Genomic DNA, 23778 nt, shown 5'->3' on the forward strand with positions numbered 1-23778 from the left:
AAAGACACTTATTGTCCAAGTTTGACCTATTATTGGCCGGAATCCATGTTTTATTGTCTGATTACCTTTTACTACCAAAAAACTCCGCTATTTCATATAATTCTGATACAATAACGGTTTTGGCATTGACTTTTCCAACATTAAATCATCTAAGCTTTTAAACGTATATCCTTTCTCCCTTAAAGTATCGATAACTTTTGAGAGAGCTCTAGCGTTATCCTCCGATACGGTATGCAAGAGAATAACAGCTCCAGGATGAATTTGGCCCACGATATTATCATATGCATATTTCCAACCCTTTTGGTTGTTAACGTACCAATCAACAAAAGCAAGAGACCAAAACACATTTACATATCCCAAATCTCGCGAAAGTTTTAATGTTCGTTCACTAAAAATGCCTCTTGGTGGCCTAAGGTACATCATATCTGTTCTGCCTGTTACTTTTTCATACTCCTCTTTAATAAGCTGCAGCTCTTTTTTTAGGCGAATATCACTTGCTTGTGTTAGATCGGGGTGGTGCCAAGAGTGGTTGCCAACAATATGTCCTTCATTCACCATTCTTTTTACAAGGTCTGCATTTTCAGTTATATAATGGCCCGTTATAAAAAAAGTTGCCGGTACTTTCTTCTTTTTCAACACATCTAAAATATCTGCTGTGTAGCCATTTTCATAGCCATTATCGAACGTTAAATAAATTTCTTTCTTTGATGTGTCACCTAAATAAAAGGAACCGTATTTTGCTAGGACATTTTTAAATAATTCTCCCGCATCAGCAGGCTCTTCATTCCGGCTTTTTTTCATTCCCCAATGATAAGGTTTGTTCGGAACCGTTTCTGCTTCAGCTTGTATAGTAAATGTACAACTTAACAGTAATAATATAGCTATAACCATCTGCACTATTGTTTTCAATGTACCTTTCATCAAATGTGCCCCCTTTTTTGACAACTGTTTAAATATATTTTTTGACAGGGGCACAGTTTCATACCAAACATGATTTTCCATTAGAAAAAGAAGAGTACCTTCAAATAGCACTCTTCCTCCATTAATAAATTAAATTAGTTAAATACTTTCTCTTTAAATTGGGCAAGCTTTTCTAGAGATGATTTTTCAACATCTTCGTGCAAGCTGTTACCATGTGAATCCATTGTTACAACTGCTTTAAAGCCCTTAACACTTAAATGCCACATTGCTTCCGGTAGACCGAACTCTAATAAATCTACACCATCAACACTTTCAATACAATCCGCATAGTATTGTGCTGCACCACCGATTGCATTTAAGTAGACACCGCCATGCTCTTGTAATGCTTTTAATGTTTTTGGTCCCATTCCGCCTTTTCCAATAACAGCACGGATACCAAATTTCTTCATGATATCGCCTTGGTAAGGCTCCTCACGAATACTTGTTGTTGGTCCTGCTGCTTTAACATGCCATACGCCTTGATCATCTTTTAACGTAACTGGGCCACAGTGATAAATAATTTGACCATTTAAATCAACTGGTGCATCGTGGTCCATTAAATGATGATGGATAGCATCACGGCCTGTGTACATTCTGCCGTTAATCGTTACAACATCACCAACTTTTAAAGAACGGATTTGTTCTTCAGTTACTGGTGCCTGTAAAACGACTTCTCTTGGTCCATCAGTAGTTTCTGCTGCTGCAGCAACTTCTTCTTGAGGTTGTTTCGCAAAATCAACATCATCACCTTCTTGGTAATGCCATTCAGTGATTGCACCAGTTGTAGCGTTGATTTTTACGCCTTGACGACGGTATGCCCAACAGTTATAAGCAACTGATACGAAGAAGCTTGCTGGAAGGCGATTTGCTACACCGATTTTACAGCCTAGTAATGTAGTTTCACCACCAAAGCCCATCGTGCCAATACCAAGCTTATTCGCATTTTCCATTACATACTCTTCAAGTTTACGTAAATCTTCAATTGGATTTACATCGTCTGCATTTCTAAAAAGCTGTTCTTTGGCAAGGTCATAGCCTGAACCGCGGTCCCCGCCGATACCAACGCCGATAAAGCCGGCAGAGCATCCTTGACCTTGTGCTTGATAGACAGAATGCATAATACATTTGCGGATACCATCTAAATCACGACCTGCACGTCCTAAACCTTCTAATTCACATGGTACACTGTATTGAATATTTTTATTTTCACAACCGCCGCCTTTTAAAATTAGGCGAACATCGATATAATCTTGATCCCATTGTTCAAACTTTACGACAGGTGTTCCTTCCCCTAGGTTGTCGCCAGTATTGCTGCCAGTTAAAGAATCAACTGAGTTTGAACGAAGTTTTCCGTTTTTTGTTGCTTCTGCAACCGCTTTACGAATCACTTCTTTAATTTCCATTTGATTTACACCAACAGGAGTTTTTACTTTAAATGTTGGAAGACCTGTGTCTTGGCAAATTGGTGAGATATTTTCCTCAGCCATAATAATATTAGTAGAAATAGTGTCTAATGAAATTGCTGATCTTGTGCCAGCACTTTCACTTAATTTTGCCTTGTAAATGGCACGGCGTGCGTCTTTTGGTAACTTTGTAGATGTTTCAACAACTAATTTGTACATACTTTCAAATAATTGTTCCATTCTAGTTCCCCATTCCCCTCTGACATTTTAGAAAAAAACGTAAACTTCCAACACTATTATAAGCCTTGTCGATTTTTTTCGAAACCCTTAAATAGAAGGAAAATTATGATTACCTCAGTTTTTCCAAATAAAAAAGGACCATATATAGAAAAACATCTCTACTTTCCATGGTCCTTTTATGTTGTTCATTTCGGTGTTCCACTTGTTACAAATTTAAAGGATAAATGATCTTGGACTGGTATCCAAGCGCCAATGCCTTGTTGAGTAACATTTTTAATATTAAGCTTAGCTTTGCTGCCTTTAAATTCTAGGTAAACTTCACCAAAGGTTACTTTTCCCTTTTCATTGACTGCTGGAGCAAACGCATAAAGATATCCCAACTTTTTAGGTGAGATGTTATAAACTTGATCCTTTTTTGTTCCTTGTCCAATCACTGTTTCAAAAGCTAAAGGCAGCTCCGTTTTTTTCATTGCTGTTAACATCATCATCTTTTGGACTTCTTCAGCATTATTAATTCTTGAAGTTAAACCACCTTTAATGACGGTTTCTGTTTCTTGAAGATAATGAATTTTTTGTGGGGCATTGCCACCACGATTATCAAATTTATTTGTGTTCACTGGTTTATACTCCCAATTAATATTCGTTTCAATCGATTCATAGCTTAATGGCCATTGGCCAAGATAGATTGTTGCCCGGAATCCAACAGCTGTAGGCGTTGTATTAATAGAAGATTCATTTAAAATGCGGATAAGATCCGGGTTTTGAATCGGTACATCTGTTGTTTCGAGCAAGGTTTTTGCTAAATCACTTGGTTGCAGATAAGGTAGATCTTGGGTCGGATTTGGGTATGTGTTTTCTTTTGTAATATCAAGAACTGAGTCGGGAACTTTAATTTTAGTTAGTTTATTTGACTTTGAATTTTCTGCGCTAGTTGTGCTTTGAAAACTTAACAACGTAAGCATAAGGATTGTTACTATTATAACAGTACTTTTTAGCGCCTTCACAATGGTGACCTCCTTCATAATACTTAGTTGTATTTTTTTCGAAAATTTGCTTGTTTATCCATAAAAGTAGTTGGGAATTTATAACAAATAAAACCCAATCCCCATAATCGAATAGGCTGCAAGCAATGTTGCACCTTCAAACCAGTTTGTATCACCATCATTTGAAATCACAATTGTTAATAATACAGCAGTAACCATCGAGATTAACTCTGGCATCGTGAAAACAAGTGGCATCGATGTTTCAAAAAACAGCGAAATTATAACTAAAAGAGGCGCAACAAACATTGCTACTTGGAGCGTTGAGCCCACAGCAATTTCCACGGCAACATTCATTTTATTTTTATAAGCCATAATGATCGCTGAGGCATGTTCTGCTGCGTTTCCAACAATCGCCACGATAATGACCCCAATAAACAATTCGCTCCAGCCAAAAGTCTCCGCTACTTCCGCAAATGTATGTACTAATTTTTCCGATACAAAGGCAACTGCTATAGTTGCAATTAATAAAACCACAAGTGCTTTTCCGATACCCCATTCAGCTTTCTCTTCGTGTTCGACATTCTTATCAGCCTTATGCTGATATACACCTCGATGAGTAACAAGTTTAAAGAAAAGTGCCGCTAAATATAAAATGATTAAAATGATTGAAATTCCCGTACTTAGAGCTAGTTTTTGAGATTGTACCATCCCTTGTGAAAAAACCTCTGGAATGACAAATGCGACGATTACAGCAAAAACTAACAGACCTGAATTATGCCTTGCATCATAAACATTAAACGCTTGGCGCTTATATTTCAAACCGCCAACAAAAAACGACAAACCAGCCACTAATAGTAAGTTACCTAAAACCGAACCAGTTAAAGATGCAAGCACAACACCAACTAAACCAGCCTTTAACGAAAAAATCGAGATAATTAATTCAACGGCATTCCCAAAGGTTGCATTTAATAAACCACCAATCCGCTCACCTGCGAGCACAGCTAAACTCTCTGTTGCTCGTCCCATATAACCAGCTAAGGCAATAATTGTTAAGCAATATATAGCAAACATAACCGTCGTTGGAAAGTGGAACATACTTCCTGCAACTGATAATGGCACCCCAACTAAAACCAGAATCAGGAATAATTTTTTTACCATAAAAACGAACCAACCCCTCATAGTTAAAATCTAAAAATATCAACCCCCTATTATAATTTCCAAAAACAACATAAATATTTTCAGCCAAAAATTCGACAAATTTGATATGTTGAATTTTGCAAATTTTTTAAAATATAAGTAAATTCCTCTTCCCTGAATACCTAAGTAGGTATATAATGTATTTAAAATACACTGGTAAGTGCCAAAAGGGGGATTAAGATGGCGAAGATTGTCGTTTTAGGAGCTGGCTTTTCGGGACAAACAGCAGCATTGTATTTACGAAAAAAGTTAGATAAGAAACATGAAGTAATTGTTATTAATCCATGGCCAAGATTCACTTATATACCTTCATTAGTCTGGGTTGGCGTAGGTCAAATGGAACCTGAAAAAACAATGTTTGAATTAGCACCTGTTTTTAAAAAGAAAGGAATCACATTTATTCAAGCTTGGGCTAGAGAAATCCATCCAGATGAACAATTTGTAATGACAGAAGCAAAGGATGGGACAACACAAAAAGTGGAGTATGATTATTTAATCAATGCTACTGGACCTCATTTAAATTTTGAAGGAACAGAAGGATTAGGGCCTGACAGCGGACATTCACATTCCATTTGTAATATCCACCACGCCAAAATGGCTAGAGATGCTTATTTAGAAATTGTTGAACGCATGAAAAAAGGAGAAAATGTTAAAATTTTAATCGGAACGGGACATGGACAGGCTACTTGTCAAGGAGCGGCATTAGAATATATTACAAATGTTCATAGTGACCTTGTAAAAAGAGGATTAAGGGAACGCGCCAAAATTATGTGGATTTCAAACGAACCAGCTTTAGGCGATTTAGGCGTAGGCGGTATTTATGCCCAAAAACACGGATACATTATGAAATCTGAAGCTTTCACCAAATCCCTTTTTGCTGAACAAGGCATTTATTATCAAGTACAGACAGCCGTTAAAAAGGTTGAAAACGGAAAGGTCACTTGGGAAAATTACGCGGGAGAAGACGGAGAAACAGAGTTTGATTATGCAATGTTAATTCCACAATTTAGAGGAGCAAAAATTAAATATATAGATAAAGCGGGGCATGAGATCTCTTCTAAACTAACGAATCCTGGGGGTTTTATGTTAGTTGACGGTGGCTATGGGAAACAATGGGATGAATTGAAAACTTCAGATTGGCCTTCAACATATCAATCACCATTTTACCCTAACATGTTCGCAGCCGGAATCGCCTTTGCACCACCTGGTTCAATATCAAAGCCACATGTTACGAAAAATGGCACAGTGATAACCGCAACTGCACCGCGTACAGGAATGGCAGCTGGAATTATTGGTAAAATAGTTGCATTAAATATTATTGATATGATTGAAGGAAAAGCCCCTTCCCATTATGAATCAATGACAGAAATGCCTGGTGCGTGTATTGCTTCTCTCGGAAAATCAACATGGAATGGTTCAGCTGCTTCAATTTTGATGTATCCTGTTACACCAGATTACGAAAAGTATCCTGAATATGGAAGGGATCTTAAAGTATGTGATATGGAAATTGGACTTGCAGGTGCTTGGATAAAACGGACTTTACACACAATGTTCCTATATAAAATGAAAGGAAACCCTGGCTGGAGTATGATTCCCGAGTAAATTAAACGAAAGGATGATAACTTATGATACTTCCCAATGAAATGAAGCCAACTAAACGAACATTGTTTATAAGAAAATGTAAAACCTATCAATTTACTAGGTTTTTAGCACTAAATTTAAAAATTTTAAAAGTAGCCTTATTCCCACCCCATAAAAAACATTCATAATTTAGTTATACTTTTTTATCTGTATAAAAAAGCTGGGCATATAAGCTCAGCTTTTTCAGTTTTTTTATATAAAACGCCCTTTTCGCAAAACTTTCAAAAAATCCCATTGACCATCTCGCTTGTACTGTTATATAATACAATTAACAAATGAATAACTGTATTATTACAGTAACCTATTATATATAATTCTAGGAGGAATTTAGGATGAATAGACAAGAACGGAAAAACATGATTGAATTTATTACTAAAAACAGAAGCTTTGAAAATGAAAAGCTAATGTATATGACCGACGAAGATATCGAGCACATTTACAACAGCACATATTATCAATACGAAGAATTTATTGAAGACAACATCATTCAGTAATAAGAATGGGGTAGTTCATAAGTCGATTTTCTGGCTTAGAACTGCCCCTTTTACAAATAAAGAGTTTATATTCATTTCGCATGAGCGAGATTTTCTTGTTTTTTACGATTAACAATAATAATCCCCGTTGTTACAAAAATAAGTCCTACTAAAACATAGGCATGCATCTGTTCCCCCAATAACATTGATGAAAGAAAAACACCAAATACGGGAATGAAAAATAAATACATCGATACTTTCCCTACTTCATTATATTTCATCACATTATTCCAAAGTATAAATCCTGCTGCAGATAAAAAAGACAAATAAAGAAGCATCCACAATGCTTTAATGGAAAAAACAAATGGTGCAAAACCGATGAACATTGCCCCAGACACTAATAAACCAATCGAGCCGAAAAGCATTTGGTAGGCAGTTAAATAAGCAACATCGATTTTCATGCTGCCATTACGGGCAAATAAATTTCCGAGCGCCCCAGCCATCGCTGATAACAATAGAAAAAACTCTCCCAAGCCAAACTCCAATACAAATGTCCCTTTTGTCAAATTAACAATCACCACACCTGTAAAACCGACAATCAAACCAATCGATTTTCGGAAGTTTATCGCCTCATCTTTATACATAAAATGGGCAAATAGTATTTGAAAAAAAGAAGTAGTTCCCGCAATAATCGAGCCTTGAATGCCAGTACTTAAACTTAAGCCAATATAAAAGAAAACATATTGGATAAATGTTTGGAAAAAACCAATTTTCAGTACTGGTTTTAACGTCTCCTTTTTAAATATTGCTTTCTTTTTTGTAATCACTATAAAAATTATGATGAATAGACTGGCTAAGAAGAAACGATAGCCCGCAAACAATAATTGCTGAGCTGTTTCCCCACTTTCTATATCCAGCTCATGATAGCTTAACTTTATAAACGGAAAAGCACTTCCCCAAAGAAAGGTTGCTAGTAGTGCTGCAATAATAACCCCATACTTGTTTGTAAAAAATTTTTCCGCAGCCAATTTAATCTCTTCCCCTCAAAAATAATCTAAGTTTTTATTTTATATCGTTTATGGTGATTTTCCAATAAACAATATTTTTTATATGCCATAGCTACAAAAATTGTAAAATTTGCTTTTCATCCTAACCATTGAATGATATAATTTATTTATAATAACTATAAACTAAAATTTAAAATAATTATTGACAGGCTGTCACCAATCGTGGCAGTTTTCGTCTTTTATTCAAGTGTTGATCATGATTATAGTTATCAATTAGAATTTTAAGGAGGCATTAAATTGGGAGGAAATTATAATGTAATAGATAACAATTCTCAATTAAAAGAGCAAGGGAAACAGTCTAGTTTTCTAAACAAATTGACCGAGCATTGGGAATTAATCGCTGCAATTGTAAGTGGCATCTTTATTGTGACTGCGTGGATTTTTTCAAAAATCGGCATGGAATCTACATCGATTGCTATCTTTATCCTCGCCTTTATCATTGGAGGTTATGCTAAAGCAAAAGAAGGAATTACTGCAACAATAAACCAAAAGGAACTTAACGTTGAAATGCTGATGATTTTCGCCGCTATTGGTTCTGCTATTATTGGTTACTGGGCAGAAGGGGCGATACTAATTTTTATTTTTTCATTAAGTGGGGCGCTTGAAACATATACAATGAATAAAAGTAAAAAGGAAATTTCGAGCCTTATGAGTCTCCAGCCTGAAGAAGCATTGCGGGTTACAAATGGTACCGAAGAAAAGATACATGTATCCTTATTAAATATCGGTGATCATATTTTAGTGAAACCAGGTGAACGTGTCCCTTCAGATGGAACGATTATCCGTGGTGAAACAACTTTAGATGAAGCGGCGATTACAGGAGAGTCTATTCCTGTAAGTAAAAGTACAAAAGATGAAGTTTATGCTGGAACGGTTAATTTAAACGGCTCGATTGTCGTTGAAATTACAAAGGAAAGCTCCGAAAGTTTATTTCAAAAAATTATTAATCTTGTCCAAAATGCTCAAAGTGAAAAAGCACCGTCACAGCTATTTATTGAAAAATTTGAAGGAACATACGTTAAAGTTGTATTAGTTGTTGTTGTTCTTATGATGTTCCTTCCTCATTATCTTTTAGGGTGGAGCTTTCAAGAGGCCTTTTATCGAGCAATGATTTTGTTAGTTGTTGCATCGCCGTGTGCGTTGATGGCAGCCATCATGCCAGCAACATTATCAGCCATTTCAAACGGTGCGAAACATGGTATTCTTTTTAAAGGCGGTATTCATCTTGAAAAACTGATAGCGCTAAAAGCAATTGCTTTTGATAAAACAGGTACATTAACGAGAGGGAAACCAGAAGTAACAGATGTTTGCATACGACCTGACTTGACGGAAGAAGAATTTTTATTTGCAACAGCATCAATTGAAAATCATTCAAACCATCCGTTGGCACAAGCGATTGTCCAATTTGCAAAAGAAAAGTATTCATTCACATTTGAGGAGCCAGCGCAATTTAAGGATGTTGCTGGTTGGGGTGTTGAAGCTTGTATTCATAATAAACAGTGGAAAATTGGTAAGAAGGATTTTGTCGGTGTTAATGAAGCGGAAAGCTTCCAGAACGGCATTGCTAAAACTTTAGCTAGTGAAGGCAAAACAATCGTTTATGTAAAAGATGAAAATGGCGTTGCTGGCATTCTAGCCTTGAAAGATGTTGTTCGTGATATTACGAAACAAGCCATTCAGACTTTAAAAATGAATGGTATTCATACTGTTATGCTTACTGGGGACAGCCAACATACCGGTGCAGCCATTGCTAAAGAAAGCGGAGTAGATTATTTTATTGCCGAATGTTTACCTGAAACGAAGGTTGAACACTTGAAGCAACTTCAAAAGAAATACAAAGAAGTTGGCATGGTTGGAGATGGTATCAATGATGCCCCTGCCCTTGCTACAGCAAGTGTTGGCATTGCCATGGGTGAAGGTTCCGATGTTGCTTTAGAAACGGCTGATATTGTCTTAATGAAAAATGATCTTACAAAAATTGCTGAAGCCATTACATTATCAAAACGAATGAACAAGATTATTAAACAAAATATTATTTTTTCAATTTCAGTCATTATGCTATTAATTGCTTCCAATTTCCTACAAGTCCTTGACCTTCCTTTTGGAGTAATTGGTCATGAAGGCAGTACAATACTAGTCATTTTAAATGGACTGCGCTTATTAAAAAACTAATACCGACAAAAAGGGCGGCCTTATGCTGAGGGGCCGCCCTTCTATCATTAGTGATAATTATTCTTTTTATTCGCACTGCTTGAAGTTTTATGCTTAGAACCACTTTTCTTTTTATTTTGATTTTTACCCATCGTTGACGCCTCCTTCGATGATGAAAGCGAAATGCTTTTCAAAGATAGTATGGCATCTTACATAACACTATATAGTAATAAAACTTCACCAATCTTTGTATTAATTACCTCGATTTTTTATCAATCCGCATCATTGCATTAATTTCCCCGCCCAAAATAATAACCATCGCCGATAAAAAAAACCATATCATTAAAATAATAATTCCAGCCAAGCTTCCATATGTAGCTGTATAATTTGCGAAGTTCAATACAAAATAAGAAAAAGCAAGCGAAACAAGCTGCCAGCCGAATGTTGCAAAAAACGCCCCATACCATACTTCTCTGATTCGAAGTTTTTTATTCGGTGCAAAATGATATAACACAGCGAGCACAATGACCATGACAAAAAAACTAATGAAAATTCTGAAAAAGTCCCAAATAGCGATAATAGACTGCGAAACTCCAAAATAATTAGAAAGAAATAAGCCAATCGCCTTTCCAAAAACGGGCAACAACAAAGCAATGATGATGGCAGCAATCATGGCGATGGTTAAGATGATTGCTATTAGCCTTGATAGTAAGTATGGCCTGCTTTCTTTCACACCATAGGCACGATTTAAGGCACGGATAATAGCATTAATGCCATTGGATGCTGACCAAATTGTCGCAATCAGACCAAAAGATAACAAGCCACCTTTTGGCCCCTCCATGATTTGCCGTAAATTCGTTTCTATTAAATCCATTGCTTCGCCAGGTGCAAACTGGCTTACAAGCCCGAGCAAGTCATCAAGGGATATAGGCAAATAACCGATGAGTGTAATTAGAAAAATTAAAAACGGAAAGATAGATAATAGAAAAAAATAAGCTAATTGCGCCGACAAACCGATTACTTCATCTTGAATAAAGCGATTAAATAGTTCTTTAATAAAGTTCATTTATTAACTATCCTCTTCCATCTCCATCTTCGACATTTTTATTAGTCATTAGCAAGCAATTACCTGATTGTTTAATGTCATTCACTTTTTCAACGATAAAAGCTAGGTCGTCAGTTACTTCTTCTACTTTTTGTCTTGTTGCCGATAGCTTATTAGAAACGTTGTCAATAAGAACGGATGGATTTTTACTATAAACCCACACCTTTCTACTACAATCCTTTATTTGCAAAACTGCTTTTTCTCTCGTTTGACGGTCTAACAAAGATATAGCCGCACCAAGAACAGCACCATATAGCATCCCTTTTACTAATTTATTTTGCTCTCCCATTTATGTACGCTCCTTCTTAATAAATAACATCACTTCTATTATATCCAATTTTAAAAAAGCAGATGAAATTAAATCGCCGTAATTAATTATTATTCAAATATTATTATTTTTCATGTATAATTTCTTATCATTACGATTAGCACTATCTCACTCCCACTTTTTTGAAAAATTGGGCTACTTTTCTGAAAAGTCTTCATATAATTATAATACCAAATTTTAGATTGGGGGAACACGAATGGAACCATCTTTTACTTTTTTAGATTTAATTAATAAAATTAGCGATTGGATTTGGGGGCCGCCCCTACTAATTCTAATAGTAGGAACAGGAATTTTTTTAACGCTTCGCCTAGTTTTTTTACAAATTACTGCCCTGCCCTATGCTCTTAAGCTAGCATTCAGTAAACATCAAGATCATACTTCTAATGGGGCTATCTCTCATTATCAAGCACTTATGACGGCTTTAGCGGCAACGGTTGGAACACAGTGCTTGGCTGGGCATACTATGGTGAAAAATGTTTCTCCTATCTATTTGGAAATAGCGCAATAAAATTTTATCGCTTTATATTTGTAATAGCCGTTTTTATCGGCGCAGTTTCTACACTTGATGCTGTATGGAGAATCGCGGACATCATGAATGGCCTCATGGCCTTCCCTAACTTAGTTGGATTACTTGGCTTATCAGGCGTAGTAGTTGCTGAAACAAGGAGATTTAAAAAGAAGAGGCAGGAAGAAAGAGGTAGGGTCTGACTCTTTTGGCCAGCCCTATTTTTTGTTACTTTTTAACGATTTCCTCCATTCTCATTATTTCATTTCTGATGCCCTCGTATTTTCTATCTAACACACTAAAGTCAATCGCCGCTATATAAATTTTTTCCAATTGATCATGTAGTTGTTTTGCTTTTGCAAGATAGGATGTTGCTTTTTTCATTTTTGCTGAATATCTTTCTTTTATCTCACTTATTTCAGTAGCGTATTTCTCATCTATTCCTACTGGTAGCGTTCTAGTAAACACGTCGATAACTTTATCATTTTTTCTGTCTGGAAAATGCTCATGTGGCGCTGTGCTGTCAAATATGGCAATACCTATTTCCCTTAAAATAACCATATCTACGCTTCTTGGATCAAAACCACAATGATATATTTCGACATCATAGCCAAGGTCTTCCGCACTTGCGGCAATTTTTTTCAACATCGTTGATTTTCCGGAACCTGGCCGCCCTTTTATAAAATAGCGGTTTTCGATGCCTTCTGTTAAATTTTGAATAAAATCAATTGGGCCTATTGGTGTCGCCGCACCTAAAAAACGATGCCTAACGTTAGCCTTCTTATTTAATTTGACGCCCCCCAAAAGTTGTTGAATTAATTCTTTCGTAAATTTATTGGCTTCCGCAAAATCCATGTTTTTAATATAAATTCCTTCCCACTCATCATGAATTTTTAGACCTTCGGCAAATAAACTATAAGCGGTTTGAAATGATTTAGATATTTGCTCTGAGAGCTGGAGAATATCTTTCTTATGGACTGCCAGTTTATCGGAATCCCATGCTTCTCCTAAATTAACATATTCCTCAATTGCGCCAGGTGCTTTTGGCTCAATTACATGCGGTGCTGTGCCATCAACGATTCCCACCTGCAAATCTCTAATAATAACACCATCAATCGAATGATTATCTGATGAACAATGTAAATATTCAATATTGAAGCCTTTATTCAACCATTCTTCCCCAATTTTTTTCATTAAAAATGATTTTCCTGTTCCAGGACCACCTTTTAATATGAATAAACGTTCCAAATCTTTAATATTTGAATCAAATAAATTGTGGAAGCCTCTTGCTGTATTTCCTCCAGCATAATAGTTTATAACTTTACCAGCCATTTATTTTACACTCCCTACAAGCATTTTTGGAAAATTCCCGTTCTTAATACAATATGTTGAAAAGCTTAATAGGTGAGTGCCTATATGCGGAACTACTATGTGTTTGCAGCTTTGCCGTAAATGTCGATTCCCCGGGAAATACGTATTGGGAAAAAAGTTTTCTTCCATCCAATTGTTATGTCATATATAATCAGTTATGTGTGAAAACTTCTGAACGTCCAGTAATAATATGGAGGGAATTATGAGCATTTTAACTGTCAAAAATTTAAGCCACGGCTTTGGAGACCGCGCCATTTTTAATAACGTCTCCTTTCGGCTTTTAAAAGGAGAGCATATTGGCTTAATCGGTGCCAATGGTGAAGGTAAGTCTACCTTTATGAATATTATTACGAGAAAACTTGATCCTGATGCTGGTCAAGTAGAGTGGTCAAAAAATGTCCGCGTCGGCTATTTGGACCAACATACTGTTCTTGAAAAAGGATTAACAATTCGTGATGTATTAAAAAGTGCGTTTCAATATTTGTTTGACCTTGAGGCTGAAACGAATCAAATTTACGAGCGGATGGCGGATGCCTCGCCTGAAGAACTCGAAAAGCTACTAGAGGATGTTGGCACAATTCAGGACCTTTTAACGAATAATGATTTTTATATTATTGATGCGAAGGTAGAGGAGGTTGCCCGCGGTCTAGGCTTGCAAGATATCGGCCTTGAACGTGATGTTACTGATTTAAGTGGCGGACAAAGGACAAAAATTTTGCTTGCGAAATTATTGCTTGAAAAGCCAGATATTTTACTTTTAGATGAGCCGACAAACTATTTAGATGAGCAGCACATTGAATGGTTGAAGCGTTACTTGCAAGAATATGAAAATGCGTTTATCTTGATTTCGCACGATATACCGTTTCTTAATAGTGTGATTAATTTAATTTATCATATGGAAAATCAAGAGTTAAACCGCTATGTTGGTGACTATGACAATTTCATATCTGTGCATGAAATGAAAAAACAGCAGTTAGAAGCTGCCTATAAAAGACAACAGCAGGAAATATCAAAATTAAAAGATTTTGTTGCTCGTAACAAAGCTAGTGTCGCAACAAGAAACATGGCGATGTCCCGTCAGAAAAAGCTTGATAAAATGGAAGTTATTGAATTAGCAAAAGAAAAACCAAAACCAGAATTTAATTTCAAAGAGTCCCGCGCCTCTGGTAAGGTTATTTTTGAAACGAAAAATTTGGTAATTGGTTATGATGAACCATTATCAAGACCTTTAGATTTGCGGATGGAACGCGGGCAAAAAATTGCACTTGTCGGAGCAAATGGGATTGGTAAGACAACGTTGCTACGAAGTATCTTAGGCGAAATAAAGCCGCTTTCAGGAACCGTTGAACGTGGGGACTATTTACACATCGGCTATTTTGAACAAGAAGTCAAAACAAAAAATAATAATACTTGTATTGATGAGATTTGGAATTCGTTTCCCCACTTTAATCAATACGAAGTACGTGCAGCTCTTGCAAAATGTGGTCTGACAACAAAGCATATCGAAAGTAAGGTTGAAGTATTGAGCGGTGGCGAAAAGGCAAAAGTTAGATTTTGTAAGCTAATTAATACGGAAACTAATTTACTTGTTTTGGATGAGCCGACAAACCATCTTGATGTTGATGCAAAAGATGAGTTAAAGCGTGCTCTTAAGGCGTATAAAGGCAGCATTTTATTAATTAGCCATGAGCCAGAATTTTATAATGAAGTTGTCACAGATGTATGGAACTGTGAGTCTTGGACAACGAAGGTGTTTTAATTAAAAGAAGCCCTCTGCAGAAGTAGCAGAGGGCTCCATTTCATTTAGAACAATCCAATCGCTCTGCCGTCAACATCAACATCCATATTTAATGCGGCAGGTTTTTTCGGTAAACCAGGCATTGTCATCACATCGCCTGTTAATGCAACAAGGAAGCCAGCCCCGATAGACGGGCGTAATTCCCTTACCGTAATCGTAAAGCCTTCTGGTCTACCCAGCTTTGCTGGATCATCAGATAGTGAATATTGTGTTTTCGCCATACAAACTGGTAACTTATCCCAACCGAAAGCTGTATATTCTTCAATTTGCTTTCTTACTTTTGGAATAAACTCAACACCAGCTGCACCATACACCCTTTTAGCGATTGTTTCAATTTTCGCTTCAATTGAATCATGTAAATCATATAATGGCTTATAGTTGCTTTCTTGTTTATCTAATACTTTTAGAAGTTTAACAGCTAAGTCGATGCCACCTTCGCCGCCTTTTGCCCATACTTCAGATAAAGCAACGTCGTAATTTCTTTCCTCACACCATTTCTCAATGAATTCAATTTCTTTCTCAGAATCTGTAATAAAGCGGTTAATTGCGACAACGAATGGCAGCCCAAAGCTTTGTACTGTTTCAATATGCTTTTGAAGATTCCCCATCCCTGTTTTTAGGGCATCTACATTTTCTTCAGTAAGATTTGCTTTGTCAACACCGCCATGCATTTTTAAAGCACGAATCGTCGCAACAATAACGACGGCTTGCGGATCAATATTTCCTAAACGGGATTTAATATTTAAAAATTTTTCTGCACCGAGGTCAGCACCAAAGCCAGATTCGGTCACAACAAAATCACCAAGCTTGCTCGCAAGTTTTGTTGCAATAATACTATTACAACCATGGGCAATGTTTGCAAACGGACCACCGTGAACAATTGCTGGTGTATTTTCCAACGTTTGCACTAGATTTGGCTTAATAGCCTCTTTTAAGAGTAGTGTCAAGGCACCTTGAACACCTAAATCTTTTACTGTAACTGGTTGCTTTTCAAAGTTATAGCCAACAACAATATTAGATAATTTCTCCTTTAAATCTGTAAGGTCCTTTGCTAAACAAAGAATCGCCATAATTTCAGAGGCAACAGTAATATTAAAGCCATCTTCTCTTGGGACACCTTGGATTGGGCCGCCAAGCCCTACGACGACTTGTCGTAACGCACGGTCATTTAAGTCTACAACCCGCTTCCATGTAATTCTTCTTGTATCAATTTGACACTCATTGCCTTGGTGAATATGGTTGTCGATAAATGCTGCTAAAGCATTGTTAGCTGTCGTAATCGCATGGAAGTCACCTGTAAAATGAAGGTTAATATCCTCCATCGGCATTACTTGAGAGTAGCCACCACCGCTTGCCCCACCTTTAATTCCCATTGTTGGTCCAAGTGAAGGCTCTCGCAAAGCGACAATCGTCTTGTGTCCGATTTTATTTAATGCTTGTCCTAGTCCAACTGTAACTGTTGATTTTCCTTCTCCAGCTGGTGTCGGGTTGATCGAAGTTACTAAAATCACCTTTCCATCTGGCTGGCCTTGAAGACGCTTCATCACATCTAAGGAAATTTTAGCTTTGTAACGGCCATATGGCTCCCACTCATTCTCTTGTAAATTTAGCTGTTCAGCAATATCTTTAATGGGCTTCATAACTGCTTCTTGAGCAATTTCAATGTCTGATTTTACTTTTTTTGATTGTACACTCATACTATGTCTCCTATTTTTTATAATATTTTTATTTCTATTTTATAAGAACTTGTCGGAAAACTCATCCTTTTTTGGAAATGTTAATAAATTTGAAACTTTTATCAATTACTAAATAATAGAGGGCACCCAGCAATGTGAGTCCCCTCATCTCGTTATTTTATCTTTAAAATCGAAAATTACACGCTTTTATAGTCATTAGCCTCAAACAAATCAATTAATTCAACATCCTTATTCTTATCTTGAAAATATCTGAGCGTAAAATCGTTTTCAAAAAGAACAGCATATCTGTCGTAACGGTCTTGAACAAGCAGGCTTCTTGAGTCGAACAACCGACGATCCTTTGGCGGCTCGGCAAGCCACCTTGGGATCCGTTCCCCTAAAGGTGCAAATTCTACATCAACATTGTATTCAGCCTTCATTCGGTACTCAAAAACTTCAAACTGCAACTGGCCGACTGCACCGAGAATCACATCGTCGTTTGATTCTTGTTTAAAAAGCTGAATCGCTCCTTCTTGGACAAGCTGTTCGATTCCTTTTTTAAATTGCTTTGATTTCATGACGTTTTTCACGCGAACTTTGCGAAACATTTCCGGTGGGAACTGCGGCAATTCCCGGTAGTGAATATCTTCTTTTCCAGCTGTTAGTGTGTCACCGATTTGATACATGTTTGGATCATAAATTCCGATAATATCTCCAGCATAGGCTTCGTCTACCGTTTCACGGCTTGATGCCAAAAATTGCTGTGTTTGATTAAGATTGATCGTTTTATTTGTTCTCGTTAATCGAACACTCATACCGCGTGTGAATTTGCCTGAACAAATTCGTAAGAAAGCAATCCGATCACGGTGGGCTGGATTCATATTCGCTTGGATTTTAAAAATATAGCCTGTAAACGTCTCTGAATCTGGGCTCACAAGACCATCATCTGTTTTTCGAGGCTTTGGTGCTGATGCAAAACGGATAAACGTATCAAAAAACGTGTGAACACCGAAATTGGCAAGCGCACTTCCAAAAAAGACAGGGGTCAACTCCCCTTTCATGACGCGCTCCTCGCTAAATTCATTCCCAGCCTCATCAAGTAGCTCCAATTCATCGAAAACCGCTTCAATCGCAGGGCTTTTCGATTTGTCCAGCTGCTCGAGCGGTGTGATTTCTTCATTTTCATCACCTAAAAAATGAACAAACTGATTGTTAAAGCGGTCAATAATACCTTCGAATCTTTTACCCATGCCAACTGGCCAATTCATCGGGTATGATTCGATGCCAAGCACCTCTTCAATTTCCGCCAAAAGCTCAAGTGGGTCTTTCCCTTCACGATCCAACTTATTAATGAAAGTGAAAATTGGGATACCTCTCATTCGGCACACTTTGAAAAGCTTAATTGTTTGCGGCTCCACACCCTTTGTTGAGTCAATAATCATCACTACACTATCTACAGCAGTTAGCGTCCGATACGTATCCTCACTAAAGTCCTCATGTCCAGGTGTATCTAAAATATTAACGTAATAATCTTTGTACGGAAAACTCATTACACTTGATGTAACTGAGATTCCTCTTTTTTTCTCAATTTCCATCCAGTCTGATGTCGCAAATTTCCCTGACTTTTTCCCTTTTACTGTACCAGCTTCACGGATAATATTCCCGAAAAGGAGGAGCTTTTCAGTCATCGTTGTTTTCCCAGCATCTGGATGGGAGATTATTGCAAACGTCCGTCTATTGTTTACTTGATCTTTTACACTCATCATTCATTTCCCCTCTTATTTTTCACTTTTTTACTATATCACATTGAAAATATGAAGGAAAAGAACAAAATAAGGTGCTTTGTAATGGAATTTAATCCTCATCCTTAACGTCAATATCCTCAGGTATAGGCTCACTATTTATTTCTTCTATAAATTGTTTGTACTTTTCCAATTGTTCAAAATGAGTATTAAACTGTTCTTTATTAATTAAATAAATGTCACCGTCGTATATGGCGCGGATTCTTTTTTCGTGGATTAAGCTTTCAACATACGTTTCCGGCATTGACAGTAATTCAGCAGTATCTTTAATTGTTAGGTACATAAATTTATTATCCTTCCTACATAATATATGTTTCTTTAATAGTACCCATCTAATACTTTAAAGAAATCCTTCAAAAAATCATAAAATACTTTTTCAGTTGGCAATAAATCTCGTTCACTAGGCGTAATAATGCCAACCGTCCGCGTCACTTCAGGGTCAACAATGAATAATTTCTTTGTTGCGCGCGGCTTGCTATCAATTAAACTAATCTCCGGAATAAGAGTAACACCAAGACCTGCAGATACTAATCCTTTTATAGCATCAATGTCCTTACCTTCAAAAGCAACCTCTGGTTCAAACCCGTTTTGACGGCACGCATTCACCACTAGTTCATGCAGCCCAAATCCAGTTGGGAACAATACAAACGGGTCATGGCGCAGCTGATGTAGCTTAATTTTGTCTTGGATTGCAAGCGGATGGTCTTCCGGCAATAACGCTACAATTTTCTCCAAAAATAATATTTCCGTTTTTAACTTATTATTGTTTTTTGGTAGTGGACCAATTAAGGCCATATCTACTTTTCCCGTTATGACGCAATCAATCAAATAATGGTAAGACCCTTGTCTAAACTTAAATTTAACATTCGGATGTTTTGCCCGAAAAGCGGAAATACATGTAGGTAACGTATAGTTGGCCATACTGCTTGGGAAGCCAATCCGGACAGTCCCTTGCTCAGGGTCTAGAAATTCATCAACTTCTCTTTTAGCTTTTTCAAGCACTTCCATTGCTTCCTCTACATGATTCAAAAAAATTTCTCCAATTGGGGTAAGTCTAACATTTCGACCTTCCCTAACAAAAAGATCAACCCCAAGCTCCTGTTCCAAATTAAAAATTTGTCGACTAACGGCAGATTGTGCAACATGCATCGCATTAGCAGCCTCGGTTACGTGCTCTCTTTTGGCGACTTCAATAAAATAATGAAGCTGTCTTAATTCCATGTTATCACCATCTTTCTTAATACATATCATTTCGGCATTGATATTATCTAAATAATATATTGGATTAGATTAATTTTCGAGTATAAAATAAAACTACATAAGTTACGTTAAATTATTCAAATCTTAATTAATGAAATAATCATTTCAAATAAAAAATATTATAGAAAAAAGGAGAATGTACAAAAATGACTATTTTACAACCAACACCGAGTGAAGCTCAAACACAGATTGCAAAGGATTACGTGAATGGAGTAATTGAAACGGTAAAGAAGCGTAATCCTAATGAACCTGAATTTCATCAAGCGATTAAGGAAATTCTGGATTCGCTTATACCAGTTTTTGAAAAGCAGCCTAAATATATGGAAGCTGGTATTTTAGAGAGAATCGTAGAACCTGAACGTCAGATTATCTTTAGAGTACCATGGGTTGATGATAATGGCAAAGTCCAAGTGAACCGCGGGTACCGCGTTCAGTATAATAGTGCAATTGGCCCATATAAAGGCGGAATAAGATTCCACCCTTCCGTTAATTCAAGTATTATCAAATTTTTAGGCTTTGAACAAATCTTTAAAAATGCTTTAACTGGCCAACCAATCGGCGGTGGTAAAGGTGGTTCTGATTTCAATCCAAAAGGGAAATCAGACGGTGAAATTATGAGATTTTGCCAAAGCTTTATGACTGAATTATATAGACATATTGATCAAGATACAGATGTTCCTGCTGGCGACATTGGCGTAGGTGGAAGAGAAATTGGCTATATGTTTGGACAATACAAAAGACTTCGCAACACATATCAAGCAGGTGTATTAACTGGTAAAGGCGTAGGCTACGGTGGCAGCTTAGGAAGAACAGAAGCAACTGGCTATGGCACGGTTTATTTCGTCAATGAAATGCTTAAAGAAAAAGGTTCAGACTTTGAAGATAAAACAGTCGTTGTTTCTGGCTCAGGCAATGTTGCGATTTATGCAATCGAAAAAGCGCATCAATTCGGAGCAACGGTTGTTGCATGCAGTGATTCTAATGGATATATATATGATAAAAATGGCATCGACCTTGAAACTGTAAAACGTTTAAAAGAAGTTGAAAGAAAAAGAATCTCTGAATATATTAAAGAACACCCCTATGCAGAATATCATGAAGGCTGCTCAGGCATTTGGACTGTTCCTTGTGATATCGCTCTACCATGTGCAACCCAAAACGAAATTGATGAAGAAAGCGCAAAAACACTTGTAAATAATGGAGTAATGGCAGTTGGTGAAGGTGCTAACATGCCATCTACATTAGAAGCAATCGATGTATTTATTAATAATGATGTGCTCTTTGCCCCGGCAAAAGCTGCCAATGCAGGCGGTGTTGCTGTATCTGCACTAGAAATGGCACAAAATAGCGCTCGTCTTTCTTGGTCATTCGAAAAAGTAGATAGAAAATTACATGGAATTATGGTTAATATTTACCAACAAAGTATGAAGGCTTCTGTAGAGTACGGCCACCCTGGAAATCTTGTCTACGGTTCAAATATTGCTGGATTTTTGAAGGTTGCCGATGCCATGTTGTTCCATGGCGTCATCTAAATATCAATATTTCGGAAGTAGAAGAACCCCCCTGCTTTCCTAAATAACCATCGTAATTGCTCATAATAGCAAATTACGATGGTTATTTTTTACTAAAAAATGTTTGCAAAACAGGAAAAAAGTCCCTATAATAACTTTTAAATACATTTTTTATATTTTTTCTATAAAAAATTTAATAGAAAGAAAAATTTACTACACAAAGAATAGGGGTTGGGGCTATGAATTTAAAATTAGGGCCGAAGTACACAATAATGTTAACAGGATTTATCGCTATTATTATGTTCATTATTATTCTAATAGCAAATAACATCGTTTATAAAAACACCTTTAAATCAACTGACTCCCTCGTTGAAGATAAGGTAAAGACGGATGCTGCCGTTTTTTCAGATATGGTGACAAAGCATTTTCTTGAGTTAAATATATATGCTAGAGATACTGAAATTTTCAAAGGGCCTGAAGATGAACTTATTACATACTTGGATAAAATCACCTCCCAACATTCCGAACTATTTGAAAACGTTTTCTACTCAAATAAACAAGGGATAGCGACTTTAGGTAATGGGATGAAGGTTGATTTAAATGAAAGATCCTATGTAAAGAAAACATTTGAAACAAAAGCAAATATTATTAGCGAACCTGTTATTAGTAAAAGTACAAACAACCCAATCGCTGTTTTAACCGCTCCCGTTATCGACAATGGGGATTGTATTGGTTTTTTTGCAGCTAGCTTAAAACTGGACAAGCTTTCTGAAATGATAGCTTCTGTAAAAGTAGATCACCCAGATTCATACAGTTATATTGTTGATAATAAAGGGCTAGTAATTGCCCACATGAACAAAAATTATAATTTTAAAGTAAACATTACAACTACTGAAAAAGTCGATCTTGGTAACGGCGAAACAGCGCAAATGACTCAAAGTTTAGTCGACGTAAGTAATGAAATATTAACAAAGCCTAGTGGTGCTGTAAAATATGATTTAAACGGCGTAACATCGTATAACTATTTTACCGAAATCCCTAGCACTGATGGTTGGAAAATTATAACAAAGGTGCCTGAAGAATATATTACCAAAGCAGCTGACGAGATTAACAAGACTTTAACTATTATTGGTATTATTACAGCTTTATTATCTGCATTTGTTGCCTACGGTATGAGCAAAATGATTACGCGGCCTACAAATCAGCTCGGACAACTCGTTCTTCAGACAGCCGATTATGATTTAAGAGTAACGAGGGATTATGAAAATTTAAAAAAGAAGCAAGATGAAATCGGTGCAATGACGAATCATATTTTCACACTTCGCAAAAACTTTAGGGAAATTTTAAATAATATTAAAGCCCACTCAGAAAAAATTAATGAAGCAATGGAGCAAAATATGGCGGCTGTTGAAGTTTTAAACACATCCTCCGAAGAAACAAGTGCAACATCGGAAGAACTGCTCGGAAGTATGCAGGAAGTAAATGCCTTCACTAATGATGTAAATGGCTCTTTAAATAATCTCGTTAAAATTATGAATGATTTGTCTATGCTTATTGACGAAGGTAATGATACAGTTTCAGAAATTAATACAAGAGCTGAAAAACTAGAGGAAGATTCCTATCAATCTAAAAAATTAGCTGATGAAATTGGACAAGAAGTTAACGCAGAGCTTTCATCTGCCATTGTAGAAGCGAAGACAGTCAATGAAATTAGCAATCTAGCCAACACAATCAAGGGCATTGCTGACCAAACAAATTTATTAGCTTTAAACGCCAGCATTGAAGCAGCTCGTGCAGGAGAATATGGAAAAGGCTTTGCAGTGGTAGCTGATGAAGTAAGAAAACTAGCAGAAGAAAGTACGGTTGCAGTTGGTAGCATTCAGCAGCTAACAGAAAAAGTGATTACGGCTGTTGAAAAGTTAATTCATTACACTGAAAAACTGCTGCAATTCCAAAGTGAAACAGTATCCAAAGACTATGATAAATTGATTGAGGTTGCCGATCAATACAAGGATGATGTCGAAAATATTAAAGGCATCTTTAATAATATTGACCAATCTAGTGAACATATTCAGAATGCTGTAGAAACATCAAGCACTCAGCTCAAAGAGCTTCTTTTAATTATTGAAGATAGTACAAATGCCATTGAGAATATTGCTACAAAAAATATGCAGTTGACAAATGAAGCAGCAAATATTAAAAATCAAACATTAAATACATCGCAAAATGTTAATGAAATGACGAATGAAATTAACAAGTTTACATTATCATAACTAGTATAGCTACATAGCAAAAAGCCCCAACCAC

General features: G+C 36.5%; 19 protein-coding genes and 1 pseudogene. 8 read left to right on the plus strand and 12 right to left on the minus strand.

What is annotated here, in order from left to right:
- Positions 1 to 87 precede the first annotated feature (87 nt).
- The 4 genes from pdaA to cax form a co-directional block, all read right to left on the minus strand.
- The gene (gene pdaA, locus GX497_02230; GenBank protein HHY72046.1) at positions 88 to 891 is read right to left on the minus strand and encodes a delta-lactam-biosynthetic de-N-acetylase; all 804 of its coding nucleotides are present in this window, start codon (positions 889 to 891) and stop codon (positions 88 to 90) included.
- Positions 892 to 1055: 164 nt separating this feature from the next.
- Entirely contained in the window at positions 1056 to 2603 is a 1548-nt protein-coding gene (locus GX497_02235) for a fumarate hydratase (GenBank protein ID HHY72047.1), read from the minus strand.
- 185 nt (positions 2604 to 2788) lie between these two features.
- A complete protein-coding gene (locus tag GX497_02240; GenBank protein ID HHY72048.1) occupies positions 2789 to 3625 on the minus strand; it encodes a hypothetical protein in 837 nt (278 codons plus the stop codon).
- 60 nt (positions 3626 to 3685) lie between these two features.
- Positions 3686 to 4744, minus strand: coding sequence for a calcium/proton exchanger (gene cax, locus GX497_02245; GenBank protein HHY72049.1), 1059 nt, complete (start codon positions 4742 to 4744; stop codon positions 3686 to 3688).
- A gap of 219 nt (positions 4745 to 4963) precedes the next feature.
- Here cax and GX497_02250 point away from each other — a divergent pair, with 219 nt between their 5' ends.
- Positions 4964 to 6385 carry an FAD-dependent oxidoreductase gene (locus GX497_02250; GenBank protein HHY72050.1) on the plus strand — a complete coding sequence of 474 codons (1422 nt, stop codon included), beginning with the start codon at positions 4964 to 4966 and terminating at the stop codon, positions 6383 to 6385.
- 371 nt (positions 6386 to 6756) lie between these two features.
- Positions 6757 to 6918, plus strand: coding sequence for a BH0509 family protein (locus GX497_02255; GenBank protein ID HHY72051.1), 162 nt, complete (start codon positions 6757 to 6759; stop codon positions 6916 to 6918).
- A 71-nt stretch (positions 6919 to 6989) separates the two neighbouring features.
- Here GX497_02255 and GX497_02260 read toward each other — a convergent pair whose 3' ends face one another.
- A complete protein-coding gene (locus GX497_02260; GenBank protein ID HHY72052.1) occupies positions 6990 to 7925 on the minus strand; it encodes a DMT family transporter in 936 nt (311 codons plus the stop codon).
- Between the two features lie 297 nt (positions 7926 to 8222).
- Here GX497_02260 and cadA point away from each other — a divergent pair, with 297 nt between their 5' ends.
- Complete coding sequence (cadA, locus tag GX497_02265) at positions 8223 to 10136, plus strand: cadmium-translocating P-type ATPase (GenBank protein HHY72053.1); 1914 nt, start codon at positions 8223 to 8225, stop codon at positions 10134 to 10136.
- Positions 10137 to 10371: 235 nt separating this feature from the next.
- Here the strand turns inward: cadA and GX497_02270 are convergent, their stop codons facing one another.
- Both GX497_02270 and GX497_02275 read right to left on the minus strand, forming a co-directional pair.
- Positions 10372 to 11181, minus strand: coding sequence for a YihY/virulence factor BrkB family protein (locus GX497_02270; GenBank protein ID HHY72054.1), 810 nt, complete (start codon positions 11179 to 11181; stop codon positions 10372 to 10374).
- 7 nt (positions 11182 to 11188) lie between these two features.
- Complete coding sequence (locus GX497_02275) at positions 11189 to 11509, minus strand: YtxH domain-containing protein (GenBank protein ID HHY72055.1); 321 nt, start codon at positions 11507 to 11509, stop codon at positions 11189 to 11191.
- A 235-nt stretch (positions 11510 to 11744) separates the two neighbouring features.
- Here GX497_02275 and GX497_02280 point away from each other — a divergent pair.
- Together GX497_02280 and GX497_02285 are read left to right on the plus strand one after the other, a co-directional pair.
- A pseudogene (locus tag GX497_02280) lies at positions 11745 to 11990 on the plus strand (sodium:alanine symporter family protein).
- A gap of 2 nt (positions 11991 to 11992) precedes the next feature.
- Positions 11993 to 12256, plus strand: coding sequence for an alanine:cation symporter family protein (locus GX497_02285; GenBank protein ID HHY72056.1), 264 nt, complete (start codon positions 11993 to 11995; stop codon positions 12254 to 12256).
- Between the two features lie 25 nt (positions 12257 to 12281).
- Here the strand turns inward: GX497_02285 and GX497_02290 are convergent, their stop codons facing one another.
- Positions 12282 to 13385, minus strand: a complete 1104-nt coding sequence (locus GX497_02290) for a hypothetical protein (protein HHY72057.1) — start codon at positions 13383 to 13385, stop codon at positions 12282 to 12284.
- A 241-nt stretch (positions 13386 to 13626) separates the two neighbouring features.
- Between GX497_02290 and GX497_02295 the strand changes: the two genes are divergently transcribed.
- A complete protein-coding gene (locus tag GX497_02295; GenBank protein ID HHY72058.1) occupies positions 13627 to 15183 on the plus strand; it encodes an ABC-F family ATP-binding cassette domain-containing protein in 1557 nt (518 codons plus the stop codon).
- A gap of 44 nt (positions 15184 to 15227) precedes the next feature.
- On the opposite strand, the gene GX497_02300 is transcribed toward GX497_02295, so the two are convergent.
- The 4 genes from GX497_02300 to GX497_02315 form a co-directional block, all read right to left on the minus strand.
- Entirely contained in the window at positions 15228 to 16919 is a 1692-nt protein-coding gene (locus GX497_02300; GenBank protein HHY72059.1) for a formate--tetrahydrofolate ligase, read from the minus strand.
- Between the two features lie 176 nt (positions 16920 to 17095).
- On the minus strand, positions 17096 to 18661 hold the full coding sequence (locus GX497_02305) for a peptide chain release factor 3 (GenBank protein ID HHY72060.1): 1566 nt from the start codon (positions 18659 to 18661) through the stop codon (positions 17096 to 17098).
- 91 nt (positions 18662 to 18752) lie between these two features.
- The gene (locus tag GX497_02310; GenBank protein HHY72061.1) at positions 18753 to 18983 is read right to left on the minus strand and encodes an excisionase family DNA-binding protein; all 231 of its coding nucleotides are present in this window, start codon (positions 18981 to 18983) and stop codon (positions 18753 to 18755) included.
- A 35-nt stretch (positions 18984 to 19018) separates the two neighbouring features.
- Positions 19019 to 19921: a LysR family transcriptional regulator gene (locus tag GX497_02315; protein HHY72062.1), complete on the minus strand. Its 903-nt coding sequence runs from the start codon at positions 19919 to 19921 to the stop codon at positions 19019 to 19021.
- Between the two features lie 185 nt (positions 19922 to 20106).
- Between GX497_02315 and gdhA the strand changes: the two genes are divergently transcribed.
- Together gdhA and GX497_02325 are read left to right on the plus strand one after the other, a co-directional pair.
- The gene (gdhA, locus tag GX497_02320; protein ID HHY72063.1) at positions 20107 to 21492 is read left to right on the plus strand and encodes an NADP-specific glutamate dehydrogenase; all 1386 of its coding nucleotides are present in this window, start codon (positions 20107 to 20109) and stop codon (positions 21490 to 21492) included.
- A 218-nt stretch (positions 21493 to 21710) separates the two neighbouring features.
- Positions 21711 to 23744, plus strand: coding sequence for a methyl-accepting chemotaxis protein (locus GX497_02325; protein HHY72064.1), 2034 nt, complete (start codon positions 21711 to 21713; stop codon positions 23742 to 23744).
- The last annotated feature ends 34 nt before the right edge of the window (positions 23745 to 23778 follow it).

The organism is Bacillus sp. (in: firmicutes), assembly GCA_012842745.1.
Classification (GTDB): Bacteria; Bacillota; Bacilli; order Bacillales; family Bacillaceae_J; genus Schinkia.